The 15,459-nt window shown below is 60.3% G+C and carries 15 protein-coding genes and 1 tRNA gene; 3 read left to right on the top strand and 13 right to left on the bottom strand.

Features of this window, described 5'->3' with window-relative positions; all coding sequences use genetic code 11:
• Positions 1–205 precede the first annotated feature (205 nt).
• From ACTJK7_RS07925 to ACTJK7_RS07945, 5 genes are all read right to left on the bottom strand, one after another.
• Positions 206–1,441, bottom strand: coding sequence for a methyltransferase (locus ACTJK7_RS07925; RefSeq protein WP_108559130.1), 1,236 nt, complete (start codon positions 1,439–1,441; stop codon positions 206–208).
• Positions 1,422–2,111 (bottom strand): ABC transporter permease, encoded by a 690-nt coding sequence (locus tag ACTJK7_RS07930; RefSeq protein ID WP_064382782.1) that lies wholly within the window; start codon positions 2,109–2,111, stop codon positions 1,422–1,424. The genes ACTJK7_RS07925 and ACTJK7_RS07930 overlap by 20 nt, the downstream gene beginning before the upstream one ends.
• Positions 2,111–2,803 carry an ABC transporter permease gene (locus ACTJK7_RS07935; protein ID WP_102687857.1) on the bottom strand — a complete coding sequence of 231 codons (693 nt, stop codon included), beginning with the start codon at positions 2,801–2,803 and terminating at the stop codon, positions 2,111–2,113. Before ACTJK7_RS07935 ends, ACTJK7_RS07930 begins: the two co-directional genes overlap by 1 nt.
• Before the next feature lie 78 nt (positions 2,804–2,881).
• Entirely contained in the window at positions 2,882–3,631 is a 750-nt protein-coding gene (locus ACTJK7_RS07940; protein ID WP_102687858.1) for an ABC transporter substrate-binding protein, read from the bottom strand.
• Between the two features lie 13 nt (positions 3,632–3,644).
• A complete protein-coding gene (locus tag ACTJK7_RS07945) occupies positions 3,645–4,418 on the bottom strand; it encodes an ABC transporter ATP-binding protein (protein ID WP_007897462.1) in 774 nt (257 codons plus the stop codon).
• 552 nt (positions 4,419–4,970) lie between these two features.
• Here ACTJK7_RS07945 and gabP point away from each other — a divergent pair.
• Complete coding sequence (gene gabP / locus ACTJK7_RS07950; RefSeq protein ID WP_064382785.1) at positions 4,971–6,362, top strand: GABA permease; 1,392 nt, start codon at positions 4,971–4,973, stop codon at positions 6,360–6,362.
• 70 nt (positions 6,363–6,432) lie between these two features.
• On the opposite strand, the gene ACTJK7_RS07955 is transcribed toward gabP, so the two are convergent.
• The 3 genes from ACTJK7_RS07955 to ACTJK7_RS07965 are packed head-to-tail and all read right to left on the bottom strand — an operon-like array spanning position 6,433 to position 8,279.
• Positions 6,433–6,885, bottom strand: a complete 453-nt coding sequence (locus ACTJK7_RS07955) for a hypothetical protein (RefSeq protein WP_108559132.1) — start codon at positions 6,883–6,885, stop codon at positions 6,433–6,435.
• A gap of 6 nt (positions 6,886–6,891) precedes the next feature.
• Positions 6,892–7,305: a hypothetical protein gene (locus ACTJK7_RS07960; protein WP_064382787.1), complete on the bottom strand. Its 414-nt coding sequence runs from the start codon at positions 7,303–7,305 to the stop codon at positions 6,892–6,894.
• A 20-nt stretch (positions 7,306–7,325) separates the two neighbouring features.
• A complete protein-coding gene (locus ACTJK7_RS07965; RefSeq protein ID WP_108559134.1) occupies positions 7,326–8,279 on the bottom strand; it encodes an alpha/beta hydrolase family protein in 954 nt (317 codons plus the stop codon).
• 265 nt (positions 8,280–8,544) lie between these two features.
• Here ACTJK7_RS07965 and ACTJK7_RS07970 point away from each other — a divergent pair, with 265 nt between their 5' ends.
• Positions 8,545–8,994: a carboxypeptidase regulatory-like domain-containing protein gene (locus tag ACTJK7_RS07970; RefSeq protein WP_323150605.1), complete on the top strand. Its 450-nt coding sequence runs from the start codon at positions 8,545–8,547 to the stop codon at positions 8,992–8,994.
• Here ACTJK7_RS07970 and ACTJK7_RS07975 read toward each other — a convergent pair.
• From ACTJK7_RS07975 to ACTJK7_RS07995, 5 genes are all read right to left on the bottom strand, one after another.
• Entirely contained in the window at positions 8,991–9,329 is a 339-nt protein-coding gene (locus ACTJK7_RS07975) for a hypothetical protein (RefSeq protein WP_108559138.1), read from the bottom strand. The genes ACTJK7_RS07970 and ACTJK7_RS07975 overlap by 4 nt on opposite strands.
• Before the next feature lie 135 nt (positions 9,330–9,464).
• Positions 9,465–9,540, bottom strand: a tRNA-Phe gene (locus ACTJK7_RS07980).
• Between the two features lie 104 nt (positions 9,541–9,644).
• A complete protein-coding gene (locus tag ACTJK7_RS07985) occupies positions 9,645–9,917 on the bottom strand; it encodes an oxidative damage protection protein (protein WP_007952551.1) in 273 nt (90 codons plus the stop codon).
• Positions 9,914–10,981, bottom strand: a complete 1,068-nt coding sequence (mutY, locus tag ACTJK7_RS07990) for an A/G-specific adenine glycosylase (protein WP_108559139.1) — start codon at positions 10,979–10,981, stop codon at positions 9,914–9,916. The genes ACTJK7_RS07985 and mutY overlap by 4 nt, the downstream gene beginning before the upstream one ends.
• The gene (locus ACTJK7_RS07995) at positions 10,978–13,200 is read right to left on the bottom strand and encodes an AsmA family protein (RefSeq protein ID WP_108559141.1); all 2,223 of its coding nucleotides are present in this window, start codon (positions 13,198–13,200) and stop codon (positions 10,978–10,980) included. The genes mutY and ACTJK7_RS07995 overlap by 4 nt, the downstream gene beginning before the upstream one ends.
• Before the next feature lie 354 nt (positions 13,201–13,554).
• On the opposite strand from ACTJK7_RS07995, the gene ACTJK7_RS08000 reads away from it, so the two are divergent.
• Positions 13,555–15,219 (top strand): OFA family MFS transporter, encoded by a 1,665-nt coding sequence (locus tag ACTJK7_RS08000; protein WP_039764668.1) that lies wholly within the window; start codon positions 13,555–13,557, stop codon positions 15,217–15,219.
• The last annotated feature ends 240 nt before the right edge of the window (positions 15,220–15,459 follow it).

Genomic DNA, 15,459 nt, shown 5'->3' on the forward strand with positions numbered 1-15,459 from the left:
AGGGCTTATGCACAACAGGTTTTGAAGAGGGGGCGCTTAGAGGGAATTTTGTGGACGGGTTCTCATTTGAGTCTTAAATCCCTGTTTTGCTGGTTTTTTATTCATGTGAACAAAAAATGACCAGCGCTGTTGATGGCCTGAAACGACCGTAGATATTGGATCCACGATAATTCCATCAACAGAGTTATCCACAGGCTGTGGAAGATTAAACGCGTTCGGCCAGCAACAGGATATTACGCGGTGTTAGTGGCGCCTCGCAGAAGGTGCCGAGGCATACGATGTAACCCTGTTCGGTGAGGAAAAGTGCCCGATCCAGGTTCAGCCAAAGCTCCAGCGGGCGTCGGAACAGTCCGCGCAGCAGTTCCAGGTTGCGAACTTCGGCCAATCGCTGCCAACCGGCGGCTTCCAGTGCCACCCAATCTGGCGCGCCAGCTGTGGATAACTCTTTCAACGCTGCCAGATCGCGGCAGTAATCGGCGAACGGTTTGTCCAGCCAGGCGCTCGGCAGGGACGGCGTCGGCAAGTATTCGTCGACGCCACGCACTTGCCGTTGCAATAGATCAAAGGCCAGTCGGCGGGCCATGGAGGTGTCACGCTGACGTCGGACGCGGGCACCGGCGGTGACCGTTTCGCTCATCGGCAGGGACAGATCTTCCAGCGAGAGCTGTAGGACGGAGCGTGAACCTGCGGAGGACAACGCCTGATATTCGGTGCGACTGATCCGGTTGTAACAGCACGGTGCAATTGCCAGTTGTCGGCAGCCAGCGGCGGAGGCCAGTTGCATCAGCCGCACATGCAAATCACCGCAAGCGTGCAGGGCGACAGGGGTGTGTTCGGTGTTCAGCAATAAAGCCGTGTCCGCTGCGAGCACATCCTGCTCGACATGCAGCGCATGCAGATGATGACGCTGACTCAGCGCCTGACCGCTGGCAACCAGCGCCGGGTCGTATTCCAGACAGGTGAGTTGCTGATCGGCACCCAGCAGACGCCGGCCCAAATGGCCTTTGCCCGAACACCAATCCAGCCAGTGCTTCGGTTGCGCGGCAAACGACAAGCGGCTGGCGAAGGCCTCTATCTGCTGCCATTTGCGTCCCGGCACATCGACATTCAGGCGATGCTCGGCGGCTTCCAGCGAATGTGCAGGCAACTCACCCACCGCACTCAATTCAAGCGACAACGCCGCCAATGAAGCAAAGGGCTCCGGCGCTTCCGAAAGATCGGCAGGGTGGTTATGGGCGTTTTCCGCATCTTCCAGCGAACGTCCGCGTAGCCACGAGGCCAGTTCCGGGTAGGACGCTTCCCAAGGCAGTTGCAGATGAGTGAAAGGGCGGGGTTTCCACAATCCCTGATGGGCCGTGAGAAATGCATCCAGTGCCGTGAAACGGGCGAGCAGGGCCTCGCCCGTCAGCACGCCGGAAGAATCAGCGCCCTTGGCACGCATCGACGCGCAACCACCGCTCCAGCTGCTTGAACGCCTGAACGAGCACAAACGACATCAGCAGGTAAATGACGCCTGCGGTGAAGAACATATCCACTGTCAGGTAGTTGCGGGCAATGATGGTGCGGGTGATGCCAGTGAGTTCGAGCAAGGTCACCGTGCTCGCCAGAGAACTGGCCTTCAGCATCAGAATAACTTCGTTGCTGTAGGCCGGCAGAGCGATGCGCGCGGCGCGGGGCAGGACGATATAGAACAATGCCTTGGCCTTGGACATGCCCAGTGCGCGTGCGGCTTCGATCTCACCCGGCGGGATGGCCTGGATGGCGCCACGCAGGATCTCGGCGATGTAAGCGGCTGTATGCAACGTCATCGTGGCGGTGGCACACCAGAATGGGTCGCGCAGGTACTGCCACATGAAGCTGCCGCGTACGGCGTCGAACTGAGCCAGGCCGTAGTAGACCAGGAACAGTTGCACGAGCAACGGAGTGCCACGGAAGAAAAAGATGTAAGCGTAAGGAAATGCGCGGATAAACCAGAGTTTGGAGGAACGAGCGATGCCCAGAGGAATCGCCAGCAACAACCCGAGAATAACGGCAATACCCACGAGTTCGAGTGTTAGCAGGGCGCCCTGAAAGAACTTCGGCAGCCACTTATAGATGACTTCCCATTCCATTAGGTCGTCCTCACGAAGCCACGAGCGGCGCGTTTTTCCAGGAAGTGCATAGTGATCATCGCCAGTATGGTCAGGACCAGATACATGAAGGCTGCAACCAGATAGAAAGTGAATGGATGCTTGGCGAAGGTTACGGCGTTCTGCGCATTGCGCATGATTTCTTCCAGTCCTATGACCGATACCAGCGCGGTGTCTTTCATCAGAATCATGAACAGGTTGCCAAGGCCAGGCAGGGCGATACGCCACATCTGCGGCATGATCAGCCGGGTGAAGATCCGCCATTTTGACAGGCCCAGGGCCTGGCCGGCCTCACGGTGACCTTTGGGAATGGCCAGGAGCGCGCCACGAAAGACTTCCGTGGCATAGGCGCCGAAGCACAGTCCGAGGGCGGTTACGCCTGCCACGAAAGGGCTCAGTGCCAGGTCGGGATTACCAAAGTATTCGCCAATGGCATTCATCGTCTTGACGGTGCCGAGGTAGATCAGCAGAACCCATAGCAGTTCCGGCACACCGCGTACGAGGGTCGAGTAGGTTTCGCCAAGCCACTGCAGCGGCTTGTACGGGGAAGTCTTGGCCAAGGCACCGAGCAGACCGAGCACCAGCCCGACGCACAGGGCCGAGAGTGCCAGTTTGACGGTCATCAGCGCGCCGGCGAGTAGCACCGGGCCGAATCCGTGGAGATCGATAATCATGGATTTCTTTTCAAATCGCGGCAGGCAAGATCGGGAGCCTGCACCGTCTGATCACGGCGCAGGTCCCGCAGGTCAGGATCAATAGATGCTGAACGGGAAGTACTTGTCGTTGATCTTTTTGTAGGTACCGTCGGCGACGATTTCCTTCAATGCGGCGTTCAGCTTCTCGCGCAATGGGTCACCTTTGCGCACGGCGATGCCGATCTTGTCGCTTTCCACGACCGGGTCACCCTTGAACTCGTAGTTCTTGCCGGCGTCGGTTTTCAGCCAGTCATAGTTGGCGTACTTGTCGGCGAGGATGGCATCGACACGACCGGAGGTCAGGTCCAGGTAGGCGTTTTCCTGGGTGTCATAAAGTTTGACCTGGATATCGCTACCGTAAGTGTCTTCGAGCCAGGTACCTGCCAGGGTTGCGCGTTGCGTACCGATGATCTTGCCCTTGAGCGCGTCCTTGTCGGTTTTGAAATCGACGTTTTTCGGCGCGATGAACTGCAGTTTGTTCGAGTAGTACGGGTCGGTGAAGTCCACCGCGCCCTTGCGCTCGTCGGTGATCGACAGCGAGGAAATCAGGAAGTCGAACTTCTTGGCGTTCAGGGCCGGGATGATGCCGTCCCAGTCGGAGGTGACCACGGAGCATTCAACTTTCATCTTGGCGCACAGGGCGTCGCCGATGTCTTTGTCGAAGCCGACGACGTTGCCGCTGGCGTCTTTATTGTTGAACGGCGGGTAAGCCGCTTCGATGCCCATCTTCAGGGTCTCGGCCATGGCACCGGCGCTGAACGCGAGGGTGACGGCGGCGGCCAGGAAGACCTTTTTGTAGTTCTGCATGCGGGTAGCTCCGTTAGCGGTTGCTGGACATGAATTGTTTGCAGCGCGCCGAAAGCGGGTTTTCGAACACCTGCTGTGGCGATCCTTGCTCTTCTACCAGGCCCTGGTGGAGGAACACCACTTCGCTGGAGACCTGACGGGCGAAGCCCATTTCATGGGTCACGAGCAGCATGGTGCGGCCTTCTTCGGCCAATGCGCGGATGACATTAAGTACTTCCTGGACCATTTCCGGGTCAAGGGCGGAGGTGGGCTCGTCGAACAGGATCACCTTGGGCTGCATCGCCAGTGTGCGGGCAATCGCCGCGCGCTGTTGCTGGCCGCCGGACAGTTGCGCCGGGTAGGCGTGGCGCTTGTCGGCGATGCCGACCTTGGCCAGCAGCGCTTCGGCGACCTCGATGGCTTCGGCCTTGCTCTGGCCGAGCACGCGGCGTGGGGCTTCGATGATGTTGTCGAGCACGCTCATGTGCGGCCACAGATTAAAGTTTTGAAACACAAAACCAATCTCGGAGCGCAGGCGATTGATCTGCTTGCCGTCGGCGGCAACCAGTTCGCCATTCTTGGCGGCCTTGAGCTTGAGTTCTTCCCCGGCCACCAGGATCTGGCCCTGATGCGGGTTTTCCAACAGATTGATGCATCGCAGGAACGTGGACTTGCCGGAACCGGAGGAACCCAGGATCGAGATCACATCGCCGTCGCGGGCGGTCAGCGAGATGCCTTTGAGCACCTCAAGCTGTCCGTAGCGTTTGTGCAAGTTGCGGATTTCAAGCGCGGGCGTGGCCTCAGCCATGTGCGTTCCTCATATATGTTGCGCTCCTGCTGTTGGCCGGCCTTCCTGGCGAGGCGGCCAAGCTAGCATAGCGTTTCAATGGCAGCCAACAGCGCTACGAGCGGTAAACGGATGGCCTGTGGCAGGTTGTCGCATCGGCGCAGCAGACTGTCGCCCCATCAACAACCGAACGGGTGTTTGAACGTGAATTCCCGTGGGTGTCGCGTAAAAAAAGGCGCGATGTTGCCACCTTTGGCGGGGTGTTGGAAGCGCTATCCGGCCGAACGTTCCTCATTCGCCCTTTTATTGTGCATCCCGTAGTTTTTCAGTGTGTTTCTGGTGCGCCGATTCGTTTAAAAAGTGAGTCGCAGGGTAACGCTTTGGCGAAAGGCCATTATTCTCAAGGACTTGCGATGACTGTCCGGTCGCGCTGAAAACCGCAGGCCAGAAGAGTTTGAAACATTTTGGCGCATTTATTGCGTGCAGAATCCGGAACGCCCCGTTGGATTCTTTTTACGAGAAGGAACGCCAGACGGGCCGGACGCAATCGCTTTCCTCGCAAAGGTAGTTCCAATGAGCAGTACCCAAAGCTCCAATGGCCTCGAACAGGGGCTCAAACCGCGTCATGTGACCATGCTGTCGATCGCCGGGGTGATCGGTGCAGGTCTGTTCGTCGGCTCCGGCCACGCCATCGCCGCCGCCGGTCCCGCTGTTCTGCTGGCTTACGCCGCTGCTGGCGCGCTGGTTGTGCTGGTCATGCGCATGCTCGGCGAAATGGCGGTTGCCTCGCCTGACACCGGCTCCTTCTCGACTTACGCCGACCGCGCTATCGGTCACTGGGCCGGTTTCACCATCGGCTGGCTGTACTGGTGGTTCTGGGTCTTGGTGATTCCGCTGGAAGCCAACGCCGCCGCGACCATCCTGCACGCGTGGTTCCCCGGTGTGGAAATCTGGGCCTTCGCCCTGATCATCACCATGCTGCTGACCGTGACCAACCTGTTCAGCGTGAAAAACTACGGTGAGTTCGAATTCTGGTTCGCCCTGCTCAAAGTCGTGGCGATCATCGGTTTCATCATCCTTGGCGTCGCGGCCATTTTCGGCTTCCTGCCGAACAGCCAGGTCAGCGGCGTTTCGCACATCTTCGACACCCAGGGCTTCCTGCCGAACGGCATGGGCGCGGTGCTGGGCGCGATCCTGACCACCATGTTCTCCTTCATGGGTACCGAGATCGTGACCATCGCGGCCGCCGAATCGAAGAACCCTGGCAAGCAGATCTCCAAGGCCACCAACTCGGTGATCTGGCGGATCGGCCTGTTCTACCTCGTGTCGATCTTCATCGTCGTGGCTCTGGTGCCATGGAACGACCCGGTTCTGGCCAGCCTCGGCTCCTACCAGACTGTGCTTGAGCGCATGGGCATCCCGAACGCCAAGATGATCGTCGATATCGTGGTTCTGGTTGCTGTGACCAGCTGCCTGAACTCGGCGCTGTACACCTCGTCGCGCATGCTGTTCTCCCTCGGCAAGCGTGGCGACGCCCCGGCCATGTCGACCCGCACCAATAAGAGCGGCACCCCTTACTGGGCAGTGATGCTGTCCACCGGCGCGGCGTTCCTGTGCACCTTCGCCAACTACGTGGCCCCGGCTGCGGTGTTCGAGTTCCTGCTGGCCAGTTCGGGCGCCATTGCGCTGCTGGTGTATCTGGTGATCGCGATTTCGCAACTGCGCATGCGTAAACAACGCATGGCTCGCGGCGAGAAAATCGTCTTCAGCATGTGGCTGTTCCCGGGCCTGACCTACGCGGTGATCGCCTTCATCGTGGCAGCCCTGACCATCATGCTGTTCCAGGACGCCCACCGCGTGGAAATCCTCGCGACCGGCCTGCTGAGTCTGGTGGTTGTGGCGACCGGCCTGTTGGTGGCTCGTCGTCGGAAAATGGAAAACCGTGGTGCGGCAGTTCTGAACTGATCCGCAACGCATAACGCAAAACGGCCGCTGTCAGTGATGACAAGCGGCCGTTTTTGTTACTGCGAGCGGTTTATTCGCTCTTCTCTTCCTGCGCTTCCACCGACTGACCGTAGGTGTCCAGCGCAATCCCGAAATCGCTGATGAACTGCGGTTCGCTCAGCCAGGCCTGGGCGGTCTCGCGATCCATGCCGTCGGCCCACATGCGGTAGTCGATCAGCATGTCGGCGGCCAGGTGAGTGGCGGCCATGCCTTCGTTCTCGGCGTTTTCCATGTCCAGCAGTTCAGGATGATCGACGATGATGAACGCCAGCTCACGGAGCAGCGTCAGCAGCATTTCATTACGGCTGACGGCTTCGGCGTCGCGCATCTTGCTGAACATCGCCAAGGCGTATTCCGGGATCGGCTCGGCCAGATGACCGAGGTCATCGTCCTGCGCCAGGGGTTTGCGACCGACCATGCGGATCTGCTTGGCTTTGGCCTTGGCGCGTTTGGCGCGTTTCTGTTGCTTGTTCAGGGATGCCATGGGAACTCAGTTTTTCTGTTGGGTTTGTGCGGCGATTGCGTCGGACGCGGCCACATAGTCTTTCTGGAAATCCGGCGATTCGATCCACGCCAGAGCGCCGGCCTCGTCAGTCTCGGTGGACCACTGGCGGTACTCGATCAGCGCGGCGAGGATGAAGTCCATTGCGCCTTCTTCGCCTTCCTGCTCGTACACCAGCTCCAGCAACGGGTCTTCGAGGAACGCGGTGCACAGGGCCTGCTGGCTGATCTTCTCGGCGTCGATCATTTTCTTGAACAGTTCGGTGAGGTCTACCGACTCGAAATCGATGCGGTCGTCGTTCGGGTCCAGCTCGACCAGCGCTTCCGCACGTTTGGTGCGGTTCTGCTTGGCCTTGGTCTTGGCCCGGGCGGCGCGTTTTTGCTGCTTGTTGGCGGAAGCCATGGTGTGTGTTCCGTGGTGCGTTAAAGGGCTTGGCTGCGTGGGATCTTGCGCCCCGGTGTGTCGGAGGCCAGTTCGCCGGTCTGCAGCCAGGTCAGAGCGATGGGCCATAGTGTGGCTTGGTATGCGCTGCGAAAAAAGGCGAAATGTCCGACGTGCTGTTCGCCGATGTCCTGCGGCTCGATTCGCAGGTGGGTCTTTTGCGCGTTGTGGAAGTAAGCGAGCAGGCGTTCGATGGCGGGAATCGTGCCGTAGGGATCGTCGCTGATGCTGATTGCCAAGGCTTTGGCCCGGACGTTGGCGAACGGCAAGTCCGCCATCTTTCTACCGCTCGGGCGCCGCTCATAACGTGCGGCCGGCGTGCTCCAGTCGCGCACCACGCCGGCGGGCGTGTCTTCCAGCCAGCCAAGTCGTTTGCCCGGAAAGTAGCCACACAACAGCGTGACCAGCGGCATCAGCAGATGCCATTTTCCGAACATCCGCCAGCGGTGCCCGGGCGCGTAATCGCGCCAATAAGCGAATTGCGCGCCGACCGTCACCAGTCGTCGGATTACCTGTCCGGAGGCCCCCAGGCCTGCTGCGCAGCCGCCGAAGCTGTGCCCGACCACATCGATCGGCTGGCCGGGAAACTCCCGTTGCGCGCGTTTGAGCATCGCCTCGAAATCCAGCGCGCCCCAGTCCGTCCATGAAGCCTGCAAATGCCTCATCGACTTCGGCCGCGACTCGCCAATGCCCCGGTAGTCGTAAATGATCACGTCGAAGCCGTTGGCGAACAGATACGCCGCGAAACGCGAGTAGTGTCGGCAACGCACGGATGTGGCGGCGTTGATGATCACAACCGGGCGTTGTGGATCCGGTGAGACGTGACGCCAGGTGAAACCGCCGAGCAGATAGCCGTCGGCGGCGGGCTCTTGGAAGGGCTCGCTTTCAATGTCGGATGTTTGGCCAAGTGGCGGCGGCGCACTTTGTAGGTTCATGAGTTTCGAGCCTGGCTAGGACGGGTCGAGAATGAACTTCATGCGGGATGTAGCGCAATGATTGGGTACGCAGTGCGTACCGGATGGAAGGTTCGATAAGGCGGTCGCCAATTCGTGACGCGGTGCGTCATGAATTGGCTGGAAGACACTTCTGTAGTCCTTTTCGCATTCAAGGCAACTCCCAATCGTTCTAAAACCCACCCCGCAAGACAAAATCTAAAAAGAGGTAACGATTGGGTTCCGCGAGAGCCCGGGAGTCGTCCTCATGAAACGCGTTCTTTCATTCGTGCTGCCCGTTGCCGCTGCGGCGGTGCTGCTGTTTCCGATCATGGCGCAGGCTGCAAGCCTGGAGCCGATCGACAGTTCCGCCGTGCAGGTTCAGCAGCAAGAGCAAAACGGTGTTCGCTATCTGGCCGGCGGGATTGGTGAAGATGAGTCGAAAGCCATTCAGCAATCCGCGGGCTACAACCTGCACATGACGTTCGCTGTCGGCATGCAAAATCAATACACCGCCGATGTCGATGTGATGATTCAAAAAGCACCCGGCCAGACCGTGCTGACGCTGAGTCAAACCGGGCCATTGGTGTACGTGCAGTTACCGCCCGGCAAATATACGGTCGTCGCGACCCGCAATGGTGAAACGCGCCGGGATGCGGCGGAAATTGGCGGCGGTGCTGCGCGCAATCTGGTGTTCCACTGGAACGACAACACCTAGCGTTGCTGACGGTCGCGTCGGGATGGCGCGACCGTTGCCGTGCGGCCCAGCCAGATCAATACCCAGGCGGCGCCCGACAGAAAGAGGGCGAGGAGGCAATGCGCGGCGACGGCAAACCAGAAGCTGCTGGGTTGTGTGCTCAACGAATACACGGCGAAGCGTTTGCCGCGTGCCATGTTGCCGATGCGCCCCTGAATCAGGCCGTCCACGGTTTCATAGGCGATCAGGCTGATGCACAGGATCAGCACCAGGCCGAGCGCGATCATCAGCCAGTCGGTACGTTTTACGGGCGGCGCGGGATGGGGCAGGGGAACGCGGGTTCTTTTCTGGTTCATCGCGGGATGACCCTCTTCCATAAGGGTTGAGCAACGTATCGCGAATTCCGGCCTGCAAGAATAGCGGGATCCGGTCGCCATCAAATCGCAGGCATAAAAAAACCCTGAATCTTGCGATTCAGGGTTTTCGGTATTTGGTGCCCAGAGACGGAATCGAACCGCCGACACGGGGATTTTCAATCCCCTGCTCTACCGACTGAGCTATCTGGGCAACGGGGCGCATTAAAAGGGTTTTTCGGATTTACGTCAACGACTTTTTTAAAATTTCTTAAATTAATTCCGTCGCTTACGATCCGACCCTCGATTTCGCGGGTTTTACTCTGCAGGCGGAACGTAGCCTTCGGCCTGAGCGTATTCCTCGCCGGAGAAGTACTTGTCCATTTCGCCCTGAAGAAATTTGCGGTCTTCGGCGTTCATCATGTTCAGGCGTTTTTCGTTGATCAGCAGGGTCTGGTGTTTCTGCCAGTCCGCCCAGGCCTTGGCCGAGACGTGTTCAAAGATGTCCTGGCCCTTGGCGCCCGGGTACGGTGGGCGCTCCAGACCTTCGAGTTGTTCTTTGTACTTGCGGCACATTACGGTGCGGGTCATGTCGACTCTCCTGCATTCAAGACGGCGGCCGCGCGTTCGAGCAAGGTCTTGACCGGGGCGGCGAGGCCCAGGCGCGGCGGGGTGGCGAGGTTATACCAGAGCCAGTCGGCCTCGGCCACGTGGCCGCCGGCTTCCTGCACCTGAACCAGCCAGGGTTCGATGGACAACTGGAAGTGGCTGAAGGTGTGGACCAGGCTCGGCAGCGCCTGCTGCTCGCCCAGTTCCAGCGAGTGCTGCGCGGCGAGGTGCTGCAGGTCGTCGAGGTCGTCGAGTTCCGGCAGGCTCCACAAACCGCCCCACAGTCCGCTGGACGGGCGGCGATAAAGCAAAATCGCGCCGTCCTCGTTGGCCAGCAGCGGCATCAACGTGCGTTTCTGCGGGATGGCCTTGCGCGGCTTGGGAATCGGGTAGCGCGTCTCCAGGCCGAGCATGTGCGCTTCGCAGCCGTTTTTCAGCGGACACAGCAGGCAGCTCGGTTTGCTGCGGGTGCAGAGCGTGGCGCCCAGGTCCATCATCGCCTGGGTGTAAGCGTTGACCCGATCCTGCGGCGTGAAGCGCTCGGCGTTGGCCCACAGCTGTTTGGCAACCTTCGGCTCGCCGGGGTAGCCCTCCTGCGCGGTAAAGCGCGCCAGCACCCGTTTGACGTTGCCGTCGAGGATCGGCGCGCGCAGGCCCATGCTGATGCTGGCGATCGCGCCGGCAGTCGACAGGCCGATGCCCGGCAAATCCGTGAGCTTCTCGACATCGCGGGGGAACTCGCCACCGTACTGGCTGACGACGATCTTCGCGGTCTTCTGCAGATTGCGCGCGCGGGTGTAGTAACCCAGGCCCGTCCACAGGTGCAGCACTTCGTCTTCCGGCGCTTCGGCCAGGGCCTGCACCGTCGGCAGTGCGGCCATGAACCGGTCGAAGTAATTGAGCACGGTGCTGACCTGGGTCTGCTGCAACATGATCTCGGACACCCACACCCGGTACGGGTTGATGTTCTGTTGCCAGGGCAAATCATGGCGGCCGTGGCGGTCGAACCATTCCAGCACCGCCGTGGAAAACTGCTCCGCTCTCATCGCTTGAACAGCCCCTTCAATGCGTTTTTCAGTTCCGGGCTGACTTTGTCACCCAGTTTCTCATCGATCTTTTCGCTGAGCTTGTCGCCGGCCAGTTTGCTCGCGACCTGGCCCATGCGTTCGTTGTCCACGCGGCAGGCCTTGGCGCCCAGTTCCAGTGGGCCACGGCAACGCAGCGGCCATTCGATGCCGACGAATTTGTCGCCGACCTGGCAGGCCGGGTCAGGCATGGCGCTGGTGTCGCCTTCGACGATGATGCCGACGCGATAGTCCATGCCCAGCACCTTGAGGTCGATATCGCCGTCACCGTTGACGCTCATGCCGGGGATGCGCACTTTCAGGTCCGGGTTGCTGGCCACGCCGTTGCGGAAGGTCAGGTTGCCCTTGAGCTCCTGGAACGGTGTGTCCTTGCCCCGCGGCTCGCCGCTCAGGGATTTTCGGTTGAGGGTGGCGATGCCCTTGCACAGTTGCTGCTCAAGGTTGGCGTTGAGCAGCACGCCGTTGTTGATCACGAAACTGGCGTTGCCGTTGAGGGTTTCGATCAGCGCCTGCTGGCTGTTGCCGCTGCCGGTGACGGTGCTGGTGAGATTGACCAGACCCTTGACCGGCGGGTTCTTGCCCTGGCTTTCGAGGATTTTCTCCACTGGCACGCGGTTGATCCGGGTTTGCAGGTTCAGCACCGGCGCGGTCTGGCGCACGTCCAGTGTGCCCTTGGCTTCGAAGTCGCCGTTGTACAGCTCGCCGCGCAGGTTCTCCAGAGTCAGCAGGCCGCCCTGGCCGGTCGCTTTCAGTGCGGCGTTCTGGATCGGCAATTTGTCGAGGGTCAACTGGCCGAAGGTCAGGTCAGCGTTCACGTCGAGCTTGCTCAGGCGCTCGACCGGGAACAGGCGCTCGGTGCTCCAGGCGCTTTTGCTCGGTTTCTCCGGCAGCGGTGTGCTGCCGGCACCCGCCATCGCATCGGCCTCGGTACTGGCGACTTCGGCCTGACGAACCTGAGTGGCGTTATTGGCTTTTTCCGATTTCGGCGGCAGGTAGCGGTCGACGTTGAAGGTGTCGGCCTTGAGGACCGCCCGCAGCGATTGTTTGGCGAAATCCTCGACGGCGATGCGGCCACTGAAACTGCTGTCGTCGAGTTTCAGGTTGATGTTGTCCAGTGACACGCTGGTCGGCGTCGCGGCCACCCGGCTGACCAGTTCAACCTTGCTCAGGCTGCCTTCGGCCATGGCTGGCAGGGTCTGGCCGATGCTGTCGACGAATTTCGCCAGGTCGAACTGGGCGATGGAAATACCGCCGCTGATCTGTGGGGTCTTGTCCAGGTCGTTGGCCTTCAGCTCGCCGAGGGCACGCAACTGATTGACCGACAGTTTGATGCCGGTCCATTCGGCGACGTTGGCGGCCTTGTCCAGCAACAATTGGCCCTGGGCGGCAAAGGTTACGGTTTTGCCCTGCAGCGGATCGCCGGCGACTTCGCCGGACAGCTTCAGGTCTTCGAACTTGTAGCGTTGCAGGGCGCGCTCGAAGCGCAGCTCGCCGTTGAGCTCGGTGCGCACCCGCAGCACTGGCTGGTTGGTGCCGAGGAACGCGGTGGCCTTGACCGGGATGTTGGTCGAATCGTGAACAGCGCCGGTGCTCAACTGGATGCTTTCGGCGCTGAATTGCTTGCCGGTCAACTCGTCGTTGTATTCCACGCGGGCGTTGTTGACAGTCAGGCTGTCGATGTCGAGGCGGATCGGCTGGGCCGGTTTTTCCACCGGGGCCGGTGTTGCTGGAGAGGCTTCCCCAGCGGTCGCAGGCGGTGTGCTGCCGGCGGGAGCCGGCACCTTGCCGATGTCTTCCCAGTTACCGTGACCATTCTTGTCACGGTTCAGACGCAGGTTCAGGCCTTCGACACGCACGTCGCTCATCTGCACTTCACGGCGCAGCAGCGGCAGCACGCGCACGGACAGGCCGAGCATCTGCAGGTCGGCGAACGGTTCGGCAGGTTTGGCCAGGGTCGCGACACTGGCCTCGTGCAGTTCCAGGCCGAGCCACGGGAACAGGCTCCAGCCGATGTCGCCATTGAGCGTCAGCTCGATGTGGGCCTTGTCGCGGGCAATCTGGCGGATCTCGTCTTTGTAGTCGTTGGGATCAAACAGGTGGGTCAGGGCGAAGCCCGCCGCCACAATGATCAGCAACAGCCCGAGAAGTACCAGACCCAGGATTTTGCCGAACGCTTTCATGGGCGAGTCCTTGTAAGTAGTCGAATTCGTAATTTAGCCGGGGAGTATAGCGCCGCATCAACCCGCGCTGTTGCGGTGTCCCCTGCACGCTGCTGAACCGTGATGTACAGCGCTTCGACAACGGTCGGCATCGGGGTTCCCCGGCGTCATGAGATCAGATGACTCAAAAAAGGTGATATCAGTTTGGTTTTTCTGTCACGTGCAAATGGTAACCTTCGCCCGTTCGTCCGCCCATCTGCGACTTAACGTCGCGCTTTCAAGGAGCTTCACCCGCAAAAAACGGTCATGCCTGCGTGCATAAAGGCCGGGGTGGGCAGTGGCTGGCGAACCATACTAATAATTGGGGGATACACAATGAGCACGACCATTACGGCGGACGGCTTTAAAGCCGATCAGCCCGGGTTCCTGTCCAAGGAACGCATCATCGCCAAGCCCGGTTTCAACCGCTGGCTGGTGCCGCCGGCCGCTCTGGCCATTCACCTGTGCATCGGCATGGCCTACGGCTTCTCGGTGTTCTGGTTGCCGCTGTCCAAGGCACTGGGCGTCACCGCTCCGGTGGCTTGCGCACCGGACATGAGTTTCATCGCACAAGTCTTCTCGTCGCAATGTGACTGGCCGATCTCCATGCTCGGCTGGATCTACACCCTGTTCTTCATCTTCCTCGGCTGCTCGGCAGCGATCTGGGGTGGCTGGCTTGAACACGCAGGACCACGCAAGGCCGGCGTTGTATCGGCATTGTGCTGGTGCGGCGGTCTGCTGATTTCTGCGCTGGGTATCTATACCCACCAGATCTGGCTGATGTGGATCGGCTCCGGTGTGATCGGCGGTATCGGTCTGGGTCTGGGCTACATCTCGCCGGTCTCGACCCTGATCAAATGGTTCCCGGACAAGCGCGGCATGGCGACCGGCATGGCGATCATGGGCTTCGGCGGTGGCGCGATGGTTGGTGCACCACTGGCGACCGCTCTGATGAGCCATTTCGCTTCGCCGACTGGCGTGGGCGTGTGGCAGAGCTTCGTGGCCATGGCCGCGATCTACTTCGTGTTCATGATCGGTGGCGCCTTGGCCTACCGCGTACCGCCAACCGGCTGGAAGCCTGAAGGCTGGACCGCGCCGGCGAAGAAAGCGTCGAACGCGATGATCACCCACCGTCACGTTCACGTGAATGTGGCGTGGAAAACCCCGCAATTCCGTCTGGTGTGGCTGGTGCTGTGCCTGAACGTGTCTGCCGGTATCGGCATCCTCGGCATGGCTTCGCCACTGTTGCAGGAAGTGTTCGGTGGCAAGCTGCTGGGCAACGATCTACCGTTCGGTCAGCTGGATGCCGGTCAACTGGCTTCCATCGCAGCGATTGCGGCCGGTTTCACCGGTCTGCTGAGCCTGTTCAACATCGGCGGTCGCTTCTTCTGGGCGTCGTTCTCGGACTACCTGGGCCGCAAGAACACTTACTTCGTGTTCTTCGCACTGGGTTTTGCGCTGTACGCACTGATTCCGAACCTCGGTCACCTGGGTAACGTTGCGCTGTTCGTGGCGGCGTTCTGCATCATCCTGTCGATGTACGGCGGTGGTTTCGCGACCGTTCCGGCGTATCTGGCCGACCTGTTCGGTACGCAGATGGTGGGCGCGATCCACGGCCGTCTGCTGACTGCCTGGGCCGCCGCTGGCGTGCTGGGTCCGGTGCTGGTGAACTACCTGCGTGAGTATCAGCTGAGCATCGGTGTTGAACGCGCCGCCGCTTACGACATCACCCTGTACATCCTCGCCGGCCTGCTGGTGCTGGGCTTCCTGTGCAACCTGCTGGTGCGCCCGGTGGCGGACAAGTACTTCATGACCGACGCCGAACTGGCCGCCGAACAGGCGCTGGGCCACGACAAGGGTGCTGACGGCAGCACCGTGCTGGAGTGGAAAGCCGCGCCGGGCAGCAAGCCGCTGGCGATCGCTGCGTGGCTGGTGGTGGGGATTCCGTTGGCGTGGGGTGTGTGGGTGACCCTGCAGAAGACGGCGGTATTGTTTCACTAAGGTGTAGATCCTGGCTGATCTGAAGCTTTCAGGTCAGCCAGGGAAAACATTAATCCCTGTGNTGTGTGTGCCGGCCGCTTCGCGGGCAAGCCCGCTCCCACAGGGATCTCTTCAAGTTTCCAAATTTCCGCTTTTTTGGCTTGTATGGACATGTCTACCCGCGACAGCCGGGCGTTCTATCCGTCTGCCATATCACCTCTCGTGTTTCTGTTTCGGCCCCGCGCCCCTATAATGGCTGCC

It is taken from the genome of Pseudomonas sp. 22085 (assembly GCF_052045815.1).
GTDB lineage: Bacteria > Pseudomonadota > Gammaproteobacteria > Pseudomonadales > Pseudomonadaceae > Aquipseudomonas > Aquipseudomonas glycinae.